The organism is Zobellia galactanivorans (assembly GCF_000973105.1).
In the GTDB taxonomy this organism is placed as follows: Bacteria; Bacteroidota; Bacteroidia; order Flavobacteriales; family Flavobacteriaceae; genus Zobellia; species Zobellia galactanivorans.
In genome coordinates this window covers 5,432,105-5,445,822 of record NC_015844.1, presented here as the reverse complement: position 1 = coordinate 5,445,822, position 13,718 = coordinate 5,432,105, and the positions used below count along the sequence as shown (strand labels likewise).

At 42.7% G+C, this 13,718-nt stretch carries 10 protein-coding genes; 5 read left to right on the top strand and 5 right to left on the bottom strand.

Features of this window, described 5'->3' with window-relative positions; genetic code table 11:
• Nucleotides 1-59 precede the first annotated feature (59 nt).
• Complete coding sequence (locus ZOBGAL_RS22130) at nt 60-1,487, bottom strand: L-serine ammonia-lyase (RefSeq protein WP_013996031.1); 1,428 nt, start codon at nt 1,485-1,487, stop codon at nt 60-62.
• A gap of 319 nt (nt 1,488-1,806) precedes the next feature.
• Between ZOBGAL_RS22130 and dnaK the strand changes: the two genes are divergently transcribed.
• Both dnaK and ZOBGAL_RS22120 read left to right on the top strand, forming a co-directional pair.
• Nucleotides 1,807-3,714 (top strand): molecular chaperone DnaK, encoded by a 1,908-nt coding sequence (dnaK, locus tag ZOBGAL_RS22125; protein WP_013996030.1) that lies wholly within the window; start codon nt 1,807-1,809, stop codon nt 3,712-3,714.
• A 214-nt stretch (nt 3,715-3,928) separates the two neighbouring features.
• Nucleotides 3,929-4,855, top strand: coding sequence for a hypothetical protein (locus ZOBGAL_RS22120; protein WP_013996029.1), 927 nt, complete (start codon nt 3,929-3,931; stop codon nt 4,853-4,855).
• Between the two features lie 37 nt (nt 4,856-4,892).
• Here the strand turns inward: ZOBGAL_RS22120 and ZOBGAL_RS22115 are convergent, their stop codons facing one another.
• Nucleotides 4,893-5,324: a YybH family protein gene (locus ZOBGAL_RS22115; RefSeq protein WP_046287653.1), complete on the bottom strand. Its 432-nt coding sequence runs from the start codon at nt 5,322-5,324 to the stop codon at nt 4,893-4,895.
• A gap of 96 nt (nt 5,325-5,420) precedes the next feature.
• Nucleotides 5,421-6,128 (bottom strand): Bax inhibitor-1/YccA family protein, encoded by a 708-nt coding sequence (locus ZOBGAL_RS22110; RefSeq protein WP_013996027.1) that lies wholly within the window; start codon nt 6,126-6,128, stop codon nt 5,421-5,423.
• A gap of 289 nt (nt 6,129-6,417) precedes the next feature.
• On the opposite strand from ZOBGAL_RS22110, the gene ZOBGAL_RS22105 reads away from it, so the two are divergent.
• Nucleotides 6,418-7,458, top strand: coding sequence for a sugar kinase (locus ZOBGAL_RS22105; RefSeq protein ID WP_013996025.1), 1,041 nt, complete (start codon nt 6,418-6,420; stop codon nt 7,456-7,458).
• Nucleotides 7,459-7,482: 24 nt separating this feature from the next.
• Nucleotides 7,483-8,151, top strand: a complete 669-nt coding sequence (locus ZOBGAL_RS22100) for a bifunctional 4-hydroxy-2-oxoglutarate aldolase/2-dehydro-3-deoxy-phosphogluconate aldolase (protein WP_013996024.1) — start codon at nt 7,483-7,485, stop codon at nt 8,149-8,151.
• A gap of 3 nt (nt 8,152-8,154) precedes the next feature.
• Here the strand turns inward: ZOBGAL_RS22100 and uxuA are convergent, their stop codons facing one another.
• Both uxuA and ZOBGAL_RS22090 read right to left on the bottom strand, forming a co-directional pair.
• The gene (gene uxuA, locus ZOBGAL_RS22095) at nt 8,155-9,357 is read right to left on the bottom strand and encodes a mannonate dehydratase (protein ID WP_013996023.1); all 1,203 of its coding nucleotides are present in this window, start codon (nt 9,355-9,357) and stop codon (nt 8,155-8,157) included.
• 67 nt (nt 9,358-9,424) lie between these two features.
• Nucleotides 9,425-10,240, bottom strand: a complete 816-nt coding sequence (locus ZOBGAL_RS22090; protein ID WP_013996022.1) for an SDR family oxidoreductase — start codon at nt 10,238-10,240, stop codon at nt 9,425-9,427.
• Nucleotides 10,241-10,603: 363 nt separating this feature from the next.
• On the opposite strand from ZOBGAL_RS22090, the gene ZOBGAL_RS22085 reads away from it, so the two are divergent.
• Nucleotides 10,604-13,717, top strand: coding sequence for a SusC/RagA family TonB-linked outer membrane protein (locus tag ZOBGAL_RS22085; RefSeq protein WP_013996021.1), 3,114 nt, complete (start codon nt 10,604-10,606; stop codon nt 13,715-13,717).
• The last annotated feature ends 1 nt before the right edge of the window (nt 13,718 follow it).

Here is a 13,718-nt window from a genome sequence, read left to right as displayed (position 1 = left end):
TTTGTTGAACTCTATCATTCGTAGGTAGTTGTTGTAAAATGGATTGTTTTTTCTTGCTTCTAACAATCGCTCATGTTGATCCCAATGGCCAGGCCACCTTCGGAGGTCTCTTTATATTTTGAGCTCATGTCTTTTGCCGTGGCCCACATGGTCTCTACCACTTTGTCGAGGGGGACTTTGGCGTCTTTCGGGTCGGAGCCCAAGGCCAGTTCTGCGGCATTGATTGCTTTTATGGCGCCCATGCTATTGCGCTCAATACATGGTATTTGCACGAGTCCGCCTATGGGGTCACAGGTGAGCCCCAAATGATGTTCCATGGCAATTTCTGCGGCCATCAACACCTGTTCGGGCGTACCGCCCAATAGTTCGGTAAGTGCGCCTGCCGCCATGGCGCTCGACACTCCAATTTCGGCTTGGCATCCGCCCATGGCCGCTGAGATGGTAGCTCCTTTTTTAAAGATACTCCCGATTTCCCCGGCAACGAAAAGAAATTTTTTAATGTGTTCAAAATCGGCTTCATGGTTTTCGATAACCATATAATACATAAGCACGGCAGGTATAACCCCGGCACTACCATTGGTGGGGGCCGTCACTACACGGCCAAGGGAGGCGTTAACTTCGTTTACGGCAAGGGCAAAACAACTGACCCATTGTAAAATCTGGCGGAATTTCACTTCGGTATTCCGTATGGTGGTCAGCCAAGTTTGCGGAGAATTGTAGTCTTTGGTGTCGCCGAGAAGGTTTTTGTTGAGATCAAAGGCCCGACGGGTTACATTGAGCCCTCCCGGCAACTTCCCTTGGGTATGGCATCCTATATACATACACTCCAGCATGGTGTCCCAAATATGTTTTAGCGCTTTGTCTATTTCAGCGTCGTTGCGTATAGAGCGTTCGTTCTCCAGTACAATGGCAGAAATATTTTTGTGCTCCCTTCTGCAATAGTCGAGGAGCTCGGTTCCTTTTTGGATGGGAAATGGAAAAGTGCTGAAAGTGGCTATATTGCGTTTGGCGTTCTTTCGCTCTTTTACGACTACAAAACCACCGCCAATGGAGTAATAGGTGTTTTTTTTGGACTTGTTCGATGTCAATAGCGCTTCAAATTGCAACCCGTTCGCGTGAAACGGCAAAAACTTTTTATGGAATAGGATGTCGGTTTCAGGGTTGAAACGGATCGGTTTGCTGTTTCCAAAGTTCAGTATATGTGTTTGCTGTATATTGGCTACGATCGAATGAATATCCTCTATGGGAATTTTTACCGGATCGGTACCCGAAAGGCCTAACATTACGGCAAAGTCGGTGGCATGCCCCTTTCCTGTCAAAGAGAGCGAGCCGTACATATGTACCTTAATGCCGATAACCTCATCGAAAAGTTTTGAAGCCTTGAGCTCTGCGATCCATCGTTCGGCCGCGCGCCACGGACCGAGGGTGTGCGAGCTAGAAGGTCCAACACCGATCTTAAGCATGTCGAAAATACTGATAGACTCCATAAGGCGTATTCATATTTTATGGTATAAAGATAGAGAAAGCCCGCTATAGGCGAAGTCAAAAAACCGGCCTATTTCGTTTTGGTGCCGAATAAGTTTTTTTGGGATAGGCTTTGTGGAAAATGACGGCCTTTGGTTTGCTTTTACAAAGAGAATATGTCTCAATTTGTCTTGTTTTGGGCGATTATGGTCCTTATGTGGCGGATTTTGCGAATGTCATAATAGCGAAAATGACATCATGTCATGTTGCGGTGGCTTGGCATATTGTTTGTCAATCTGTAATCGATTATAAAAATTAGCACTAATATTTAAAACATATAGCATGAGTAAAATTATAGGTATTGACTTGGGTACTACCAACTCCTGTGTTTCCGTAATGGAAGGTAGCGAACCGGTAGTGATTCCCAATGCTGAAGGAAAGAGAACAACCCCTTCTGTTATTGCGTTTGTAGATGGTGGGGAAATCAAGGTAGGGGATCCGGCAAAGCGACAGGCGGTAACCAACCCGAACAAAACGATATATTCCATTAAGCGTTTTATGGGCAACAAATTTTCCGAATCTAGCAAAGAAGCGGAAAGAGTTCCTTATAAAGTGGTAAAAGGGGATAACGATACACCACGTGTCGATATTGATGGCCGTATGTATACGCCACAAGAACTATCTGCCATGATTCTTCAGAAAATGAAGAAAACAGCGGAAGACTACCTAGGACAAGACGTTAGCCGTGCGGTAATTACAGTACCTGCATATTTTAACGATGCACAGCGTCAAGCTACTAAAGAAGCTGGCGAGATTGCAGGTCTTACCGTAGAAAGAATTATAAACGAGCCTACCGCAGCCTCTTTGGCGTATGGTATGGACAAGAAGGATACCGACCAAAAAATCGTTGTTTTTGACTTTGGTGGTGGTACACATGATGTTTCTATACTAGAATTGGGAGATGGTGTTTTTGAAGTACTATCTACCGATGGTGATACCCACTTGGGTGGTGATGATGTCGATCAAAAAATTATCGATTGGTTGGCAGATGAATTCAATAAGGAAGAAAGCATCGATTTGCGTAAAGATGCCATGGCATTGCAAAGATTGCGTGAAGCTGCTGAAAAAGCTAAAATAGAATTGTCGTCTTCGGCTCAGACTGAGATCAACTTGCCATATGTAACGGCTACCGCTACAGGTCCGAAACACTTGGTGCGTACTTTGACCAGGGCCAAGTTCGAACAATTGATAGAAGATTTGGTAAAACGTACCATTGCTCCTTGTGAGAGTGCGTTGAAATCGGCCGGACTTTCTAAAAGTGATATCGATGAGATTATCTTGGTAGGTGGTTCTACAAGAATACCTGCCGTACAGGAAGCTGTTGAGAAATTCTTTGGCAAAAAACCTTCAAAAGGTGTGAACCCCGATGAGGTTGTAGCTATCGGTGCCGCCATCCAAGGTGGGGTACTTACCGGAGACGTTAAAGATGTATTGTTGTTAGACGTTACACCTTTGTCTTTGGGTATCGAAACCATGGGAAGTGTAATGACCAAGTTGATCGAGGCGAATACTACGATTCCGACCAAGAAATCGCAAGTGTTCTCCACCGCAGCGGACAACCAGCCTTCGGTAGAAATTCACGTATTGCAAGGGGAACGCCCAATGGCAGCCGATAACAAGACCATAGGACGTTTTCACTTAGACGGTATTCCACCCGCACCAAGAGGTACACCTCAAATTGAAGTGACTTTCGACATTGATGCGAACGGAATCATTAAAGTTTCTGCAACGGATAAAGCCACGAACAAAACGCAAGATATCAGAATTGAAGCGTCTTCAGGTTTGACCGAAGAAGAAATCAAAAAGATGAAAGCCGAAGCCGAAGCGAATGCCGAAGCCGATAAAAAGGCAAAAGAAATAGCCGATAAGCTCAATGAGGCCGACGGTATGATCTTTCAGACAGAAAAGCAGTTAAAAGAATTTGGTGATAAGTTGTCAGATGACAAGAAAAAACCAATTGAAGATGCTTTGACCGAGTTGAAAGCCGCTTACGAATCTAAAGATTTGGCCGTAATTGCCCCTGCTTTGGATAAGATCAACGAAGCCTGGAAAGTAGCTTCCGAAGAAATGTACAAGGCTCAGGCCGAAGGACAACAAAACGGAGCCGCTCCTGAAGGTGATGCCGCTTCTGCAGAAGGAGCCAAAGAAGGCGACAACGTAGAAGATGTAGACTTCGAAGAAGTAAAATAAGTAAGACGCTAAGCGTCAATAATTTTAAGCCCGTTCGGTATACTGCCGAACGGGCTTTTTGCTTGATAATCGTGATTAAATGCTCCGAGACTTGCCTCGAAACCAAGGTGTATTTCTTTTAATGCCTAGAGGGGTCGTCCCGAGGTAGTTTACTTTTTGTCGATTTGGTATGGGTTTTGTTTTTAGTTGGCATAATATCAAGTAGTTTTGCATTATGATTCAGAAAATCGCGACCTTGTTTTTTACCTTGGTAATTTATACGAATGGATTTGCCCAAGATATCGAGACTTTTAAAGTATCCGATTTTAATCTTAAGGGAAATGTAAAATCGTGCGAAGTAATTACCGACTATGGCAAGGAGGAATATTATTTTGATAGGGAGGGCCGTTTGACCAAATCCATTACGCGGTATAACGATAGCGATTATGAAACGACCTACTACAAGTATGTTCTCGATTTTCTAAAGGAGAGAAGGGTTGAAAACTATATGGACGGTAAGTTTGACAGGGCCACCTCCATAGCTAGCTTCTATGAAGTGGATACCTTGGAAAATCGAAGACTTACGGAGAAAATCGTGTCTTACGATAAGGAATTGCTGGAAAAGAACGTCTATGTATACAATGCGGGAAATCAGCTTGTAAAGATCATCCGTACCAATACCCTTGGTATAGATAAGACCGATTTTGAATATCTGCAAGAAAACGAAACGACTATAGTCAATCAAAGCGTAAACGGAAGACCCTCAAAAGCCAAGACCATATCTAAAATATTGGAACAGGGGGAGGAGCTAAAAAAAGTGGAAGAGCAAAACTATATAGAAGGCCTCCCTACTTCAAAAACAACCGACATCTATAATAGCAATGGTCGTTTGACAATGCATAAGGAAGCATTGTACGACGCTTCTACCGAAACCTGGATCGTACAAGACGAAAAGCATTATCAATACGGTGAAGATGGCGTTTTATCAACGGTAAAGACCAAAAAGCGCTTTGGGGACTCGACCGAAAATTATATCTATCAGTTTGATGGTACGACGGCCAATAATTGGGTCAAAGAAATCGTAACGCCTCAAAATGTCTATACGACAAGACGCATCACTTATTATCAGGAATCGGCCGAACGGCCGAAGCTACCCGAGTAGGGTAAATGGAGGTTCGATAAATCGATAAAGAGGGGAGCTAGCAAGACGAATCCGCCACTATTTTCCATTCCCCATTTATTTTTTTGAAAATGATCATAAAAGTGCCATTGGCATCACCAGCTTCCCGGGTCAGGAAATATTCCCCCATGACATAGTATCCCCCCTCGTTTATTTCGGTAATCTGCGCGATTCTAAACCGAAGTTCCCCGGTATGGGCTTTTGTAGGATAGCCTTTTTTATAGTTGTCCAAGGTGGTTTGCCATCCTTTTGTGACTTTTCCTCTACTAAAATAGGTAAGGTCTTCCGATTTCCAATAGCCCTGCATAAAGCCTTCAAGGTCATGGGCCGACCAAGCTTCTTCCTGTTGCTTCATGATATCCTTAATGGTGTCGATATCTTTGTTTTGGGAGTAAATGCCATTAAAAGTAAGGGTAAGGGCAAAGGCTAAAAATAGCTTGAGTTTTTTCATGGTCGTAGCGGTAATTGTTTTTCGTTGGAAAGATAGCACAAAAAAAGCCCCGACAAAATATCGGAGCCCTTTGCTTAAAAATATAAACACTATGGGTTAATCCCTAGAAAGAATGCTTAAGATATACCAGAACAATAACATTAGGCTGGCGAACAGGGCCAGTGATGCCGCTACGTGCTGGTTTGAACGATAGTTATGAACGAGGTTTGAGGTCTGGTACAGGATCGAGCCAGAGGCCAATACTACCATGGCCGCGCTAAACCAAAGGCCAAGGTTAAAACCGAACAAGGTTCCGGCTATGATAAGACCTAGGGCAATGGCGAAGCCGACCGCCAAAATCGATCTGAGAAACGAAAAATCCCTTTTGGTCAGGAACACAATGGCGGAAAGGCCCGTAAACAATGAAAGCGTCATAATCGCAGCCTGGTTGAGAATGGCCATGGAGCCGTCTTCCGCAACCATAATGGCGATAAAGATCAATGGTATGAATATAAAGGCCTCGGCGATTACATACAATACCAAGCCTAGGTAGTGTGTGTTGGTGTTCTCGCTTTTTAAGGCCAAACGTTCCGCATAGTTGGTTATGAACATAAACGCCGCTAATATGATCAACCAACTATAGCCACCGGTTAGTGAAAGGGCAAAATTCAATATAGGTGGTATTTGAAAGAATACGGTTTCGACCAGAACGAAAAGAAGTACTGCGCCTGCAAGGTGCATATAGGTTTTTCGGTAAAAAGAAGCCCTTTCTACATCGGTAAGCGTACTAAGCATTTGGGTGCTGGTTGTAGGGTGATTCTTCATAATTATTAAGGTTTTTTCAAGGTGGCAAATAAATAAATAAAAAGTTAAGGGAGCTTCTTTTTTTGATGAACGGTCATTTTTTTCGATTTTTTTAAAATATCTAAAATTTTTAGATAGAGGTATGTAGAGTTATATCTCAAAACCGATAAATATTGTTAAACCCGAAGTAGTTGGTACATTTGACCTGAATTTACAGCCGGTTACTTTGTAGGAAACCTTAATTTTGTGGCTGTCAAAAAAATAACAACTATTTTCGTAAAATAAGAATCAAATAACCTAATTAGTTAAAATGAAAAAAGTAGTCACTTTCGGGGAAATCATGTTGCGTTTGGCCCCTCCAGGATTTTTAAGATTTTCACAAGCAAACAGCTTCGATGTTGTTTACGGAGGAGGAGAGAGTAATGTTGCCGTTTCTTTGGCCAATTATGGGGTTCCCGTAGATTTTGTTACACGTTTGCCAAAAAACGATATCGGTGAATGTGCTCTTATGGAAATGCGCAAACGCGGTGTTGGTACCGATAAGATAATTTATGGAGGTGACCGATTGGGGATATATTTTCTTGAGACCGGAGCTGTAAGCCGAGGAAGTAAAGTTGTTTATGACCGTGCCCATTCGGCCATCGCCGAGATTGAAAAGGGAATGATCGATTGGAATTCCGTTTTTGAAGGTGTAGAGTGGTTTCATTGGACCGGTATTACGCCTGCCATATCACAAGGCGCTGCCGATGTGTGCTTAGAAGCTGTTAAAGCGGCAAGCGATAGGGGCATTACTATATCGACCGATTTAAATTACAGGGCCAAGCTTTGGAATTATGGTGGTGATAGAGAGGCCATCATGACCGAATTAACATCGTACTGTGATATCATCTTAGGGAACGAAGAAGATGCGGAAAAGCATTTTGGTATTCACCCAGAAGGATTGGATGTTCATAAAGATGGTGCCGATGTTAAGGCAGAGGCTTTCTTGTCGGTTTGTAAGCAAATGATGAAAAAATTTCCAAAAGCCAAAAAGGTTATTACTACCTTAAGGGGCTCTATTTCTGCATCGCACAATACTTGGGCAGGTGTATTATGGGATGGTTCCAAAATGTACGAAACCCGTCAATATCAAATTACCGATATTGTTGATAGAGTAGGTGGGGGAGATTCTTTTATGGGCGGATTGATCTACGGATTGTTGAAATACCCGGAAGATGACCAAAATGCATTGGATTTTGCCGTTGCCGCTTCTTGTTTAAAGCATACGATCAAAGGTGATGCCAACTTGGTAACCGTTGATGAGGTGGAAAAATTGATGGGCGGAGATGCTTCCGGCCGAGTTGCAAGATAAGAACATTAACTACAAACAATAAATATGGCTCAGTATTCAAGAATAGAGGTCGCATCCGTAATGAAAGAAAACGGAATGGTGCCTTTGTTTTATCACCCCGATGTAGAGTTGGGTAAAAAAGTTTTAAAAGCATGTTATGACGGAGGTTCACGTTTGATGGAATTCACCGCTCGTGGCGATTTTGCTTATGAAGCCTTTTTAGAACTAAATAAATATGCGATAAAGGAACTACCCGGCATGGTTATGGGCGTTGGATCGATTACCGATGCGGCGGCGGCCAGTCTGTTTATGCAGATGGGGGCGAACTTTATTGTTACCCCTTCACTTCGTGAAGATATAGCTATAGCCTGCAACCGAAGAAAGGTGCTTTGGTCTCCGGGTTGTGGATCCTTGGCCGAGATAAACCGTGCGGAGGAAATGGGTTGTGAGATAATCAAACTTTTCCCAGGTTCGACTTATGGTCCAGGATACGTGAAGGCGATAAAAGGCCCACAGCCATGGACTAGCGTTATGCCAACAGGAGGTGTTAGTACCGACGAGGCCAATTTAAAAGGTTGGTTCGATGCCGGTGTAATTTGTGTGGGTATGGGATCGCAATTGATCAGTAAAGATATTCTGGCCAACAAAGATTTTGCTGGCCTAGAAAATCGTGTAAGGGAAACTTTGGCTTTGATCAAAAAGCTTAGAAGTTAGATATTATTCGAAGAACGCCTTTCGAATACCAAATTCCAATCCCCGTAATTCGGCCAATCCGCGCAAGCGACCTATGGCCGAATAACCGGGATTGGTTTTTTTATGGAGGTCATCAAGCATTTGGTGTCCGTGATCGGGCCTCATGGGAATAAGAAAATCTTCTCGTCCCGCTTCCTTTCTTCTCTTTTCCTCGGAAAGAATAAGCTTTACCAAGTCGTACATAGGTACGTTACCTTCTAAATGGTTGGCTTCATAGAAATTACCTTTGCCGTCGCGTTGTGTACTTCTCAAATGAAGGAAATGGACACGGTCGGCGAACCTTTTGAACATTTGAGGAAGGTTGTTGTCGGCCCTCGCTCCAAGTGAACCCGTACAGAAAGTAATGCCGTTGTTTATAGAACCCACCTTATCGAAGATATAGGCGTAATCTTCTTCCGTTCGCATGATACGCGGCAAGCCTAAAATAGAAAATGGAGGGTCATCGGGATGGATGCACATTAATATTCCGTTTTCTTCAGCGGTCGACATTATGGCGTTCAAGAAATAAACGAGATTGCTGCGCATATCATCTTCACCCATCCCCTTATAGGTGTCTAAGGTTGCCTGAAATGGACTGAGGTCAAAACCTGTTTTGGGTATATGATAGTTTTCGGAAGATCCGGGTAAGCCCGCAATAATGGTTTTTACCAGTTTATAGATGTCATCCTCCGACATTGCGTTGTAATAGGCTTTGGCGGCTTCGATTTGGGTTTCGGAAAAGCTGTTTTCCGCCCCAGGTCTTTTTAGGATAAAAAGGTCGAAAGCGGCAAGGGCCGTAGCATCGAACAACAAGGCCTTGGAGCCATCTTCTACTTCGTAGTCAAGACTTGTTCTGGTCCAGTCAAGTACAGGCATGAAATTGTAGCATACGACCTTTATATTGCACTGGGCGAGGTTCTTTAGGCTTTGTTTGTAATTTTCGATCAGTTGTTCAAAGCCATCTTGTTGGGTCTTGATGCTTTCATGAATAGGTAGCGATTCAACTACCGACCATACCAGACCGTTTTTTTCGATAAGGTTCTTGCGTTCTTGGATTTCTTCCACCGACCATATTTCGCCGTTCGCAATGTGATGAAGCGCGGTTACGATTCCCGTAGCTCCGGCTTGTTTTATGTCTTGAAGGCTAACAGGGTCGTTAGGCCCGTACCATCTCCATGTTTGTTCCATATATGTGAAGTTGATTTATTGTAATTGAACTGTAACGAACTATATAATTAAAATCAAAAGGCTGGGCCTAAACCCCGCTAAAAGCACTAAAACCACCGTCAACGGGAAGAACTATGCCTGTAATGAACCGTGCGGCATCGCTACATAAAAAGTGTATGGCGCCATTCAGTTCGTCTATTTCACCGAAGCGACCCATGGGCGTATTGTTGATTATGGTTTTTCCACGTTGGGTAAAAGATCCGTCTTCATTGGTGAGGAGTGCCCTGTTCTGTTTGCCTATAAAAAATCCGGGGGCAATGGCATTGACACGGAGGCCGTTGCCAAATTTGGTAGCCATTTCAACGGCCATCCACTTGGTAAAGTTTTCCATAGCCGCCTTAGAGGCCGAGTAACCGGCAACGCGGGTAATGACCCTATCTGCCGCCATGGAAGAATAATTTATGATAACCCCCTGCTTTTGTTCAGACATGACCTTTCCGAATATTAAAGAAGGGATAAGGGTGCCGTTTAAGTTCAGTTCGGTCACTTTTTTAAAATCCTCAACGGAAATATCAAAGATGGTCTGGTCCGGGGCAACGGTAGCTCCGGGAAGATTGCCTCCGGCAATGTTCAAAAGAATATCTATTTTTCCGAAATCCGATAGAATTTCATTTTTGACCTTGTTTAGACTGTCCTCGCTAAGGATATCTGCCTCGTAAGCTTTAGCGTGTCCGCCCACGTTTTTAATTTCATCTAATAAAGATTGGACTGAAGATTTTTTTCTCGTCAACAGTGCCAAAGTTGCACCAGACCCTGCTAGGCTAGTGGCTATACTGCCTGCCAAGGCTCCACTCGCTCCGGTAATAACCGCTACTTTATTCTCAATACCGAACATTTTACTCATTTTTTATGATTGAAGGCCCAAGATAAAACAATCTAAAGGAAAATACTGCGAATAACATTCATTTGTCGTGAAAGACTCCTTTCGTTGTTTAATTAAGATGGGAATTTGTACGAATTAAAGACTCCTTAGGGGGCTATAATTCCCTTGCCTTTCTTTTTGGGGAAGGTGTGCATTGTGGTAATGGAAAGTTAAAAGGGGAACAAAGGAAGGAGGACTACTTTGTGTAAAGATTACACTTATTTAGGTCTTCAGAACCATTTGTGATAGTTATCTGAACATTTGTTGCGTGCTAACGGCTTAATAAACACCACTTTTGGTAAAACTTAAACATTTGTTAAATAACTCAATTAAACCACTTAATTTATGAAAGTAACACGATGGATATTTAAAAATTGGCACCCTAGAAAGTTCCTTGCGGGGCTATTCTGGTTAGTGGCTTTTGCCTATGGCCATGCCCAGGAAATTACGGTTAGCGGAACAGTTGCCGATGAGGCAGGGTTGCCCTTGGCGGGTGCCAATGTGTTGGTCAAAGGAACCACCACTGGTACACAGTCGGACTTTGATGGTAATTATACCATTGTGGCAGAAGGTAATTCGGTACTTATATTTAGTTATATAGGTTTTACGACAAAAGAAGTAGCTGTTAATAATCAAACCGAGGTCGACGTTACCCTTGGTGAAGACGCCAGTAAATTAGACGAAGTGGTGGTTATCGGTTATGGTACTCAAAGAAAAAGCGACTTGACCGGGGCCGTGAGTTCTGTTAGTTCGGAGGAGATCAGTGAGATTGCCGTTGTAACGGTGGGTCAAGCCTTACAAGGCCGGGCGCCTGGGGTTACAGTTACCGCTTCAACAGGGCAACCTGGGGCTAATTCCACAATTAGGATTAGAGGTGTAGGTACCATTAACAATTCAGATCCTTATGTAATTATAGATGGGGTTCCTGGTAATTTGAACAACCTTAATTCTGCCGATATCAAAAGTATTGAGGTTTTAAAGGATGCTTCTGCGACCGCCATTTATGGTTCTAACGGAGCCAATGGTGTAATTTTGGTTACTACAAAGACTGGTAGACCAGGCAAGGTAACCATCAATTTTGATAGTTATATAGGAACTCAAGAAAGAGCACGTGACTTAAATATGCTTGATTCACAACAATGGGCGGGCTTGGTTAACGAAGGTTATGTTAATGATGGATTGGCACCCAAGTTTTCTGATGAGGAAATTGCTAGTATGAATACCTATGACTGGGGGAATTTGATATTTCGTACGGGCTTTATCCAGAATAATCAGCTTTCCGTTTCAGGTGGAAACGAGTTCGCATCGTATTTTGTTTCATACGGTTATACCGATCAGGCCGGTATCTTAAAATCATCGGCTTTCAACAGGCATAATATTCGAATTAATAACGAGTATAAATTAAATGACAACATAACTTTAGGTCATAGGTTGTCATATTCTGTGAGAAATCAAAATACAAGATCTGAAAATGGGGTCTGGCTCTGGGGTCAAACTGCGATTCAAGGGTATGGTTGGGAGCCTAATATCCCATTTTACACTGCGGATGGTTTGTATTCTTCGCCTACTTCCGTAAGTGCTATACATCCAGATGCAGAGGTTCGTTACAGAACGGATGAAAACACCAATCGGGAGTTTAGCTTGAATGCATATTTGAATATAAACTTTCTTAAAAACTTTAGTTTCAGAACCACTTATGCACCTCAATTTACCACATCGGAAAGATATGATTTTGATCCGGTAATCGACCCTGATAATGTGGGGTATGGTGTTACAGGGGGTATTTTACGTACACAAAATCAATTGGAATCAAGATCTGACCAGACAAGAAGCTATACATGGTCAAATGTACTTACCTATAATAAGGAGTTTGGTAAGCATAACGTAACGGCAATGGTTGGTCATGAGCAACAAGAATTTACTGGAATCAATACACGGGCGTTTGCTACGAACTTAAGTGATTTGTTTGGCGAAAACGTTGTGATTGAGGATGGTAATTCTACTACTGGGGCAGGAAATCGATGGGAGTCCAATTTATTTTCTTTGTTCTCTAGGTTGATATATAACTATGATAACCGTTACTTGTTAACGGCAACCGTACGTCGTGACGGTTCCTCAAAATTCGGTCCTGATAATAGATACGGTACTTTTCCCGCCGCCGCCTTATCTTGGAATGTTCATAACGAGAAGTTTATGGAAAATAGCTTTTTTGATCAATTCAAGATTCGGGCAGGTATTGGAGAGATAGGAAACCGTTCGTTTGGAGACTTTGCGTTTTTCTCTGAATTGTCCGTTGGTCCAAGTGCCAATGTTGATGTCGTATTTGGAGATCAAAGGGCTTCTGGGGCGGCATCAAAAGGTGTTCCCAACCCTCTTTTGCAATGGGAATCGACTACTACCACTAATGTTGGGGTCGATTTAGGTTTTCTCAATAATCAATTGACATTTTCAGTGGATTACTTTGATAGAAAGACGAAGGACATGATTTTGTTGATTCCGCCACAAACACAGTCTTCGGGTCTTACGGAATCTACTTTGTTCAATAAAGGAACGATGAGCAACACCGGTTGGGAATTTGCTCTTAGTTATGGCAAACAATACGAAGATTTTGGTTTCAGCTTAGGGGCCAATATGGATATGATCGATAATGAATTAACATCCTTGGATACCAACAATGCGTTTTTAGCCGTGGGTGGAGCTTTTGGACAAAATGGTTTTCTTAGGTCGGAGCCAGGACATGAAGTAAGTTATTTCTACGGATTCGAAACCGACGGTGTTTTTCAGAACGATAGCGAAGTAGCCTCTGCAGCCGAACAGAATGCTGTACCTGGAGATTTAAGGTTTGTCGATCAGTTAACTATAGACACCAATGATGATGGGGTGCCAGATCAGGCAGACGGCGTAATCAACGCGGATGATAGAACCAAAATAGGGAGTCCGCATCCTGATTTTAATTATAGCTTTAATCTTGACTTTAATTACAAGAATTGGGATTTAGGAATCTTTTTGCAAGGAACCCAAGGAAATGAGATTTTTAGTTCACTACCATACTTTTTTGAAAGTGAACTAGGGTCAGGATTGCAGGAAAGCGCCTTAGGTAGGTGGCATGGGGAAGGTACTTCAAATACTTTGCCTAGGTTGACCTTGGCGGGTAACGCCAGAAACATTCAAATTTCAGATAGATACGTTTATGATGGATCTTATTTAAGGGTTAAGAATTTACAGTTGGGGTATAACTTTTCGTCAGATTTGATAGACAAGATCGGCTTGGAAAAATTAAGAATTTATATCTCGGGTCAAAACTTGCATACTTTCACAAAATATGATATTGGTTTTGACCCGGAAATAGGGAAAGCACCTAATGAATTCGGGGAAAACAATTCTTTGATTATAGGCCTTGATAGAGGTGGATATCCACAACCAAGAACATTTCTTTTCGGAATCAATTTAACTTTATAAG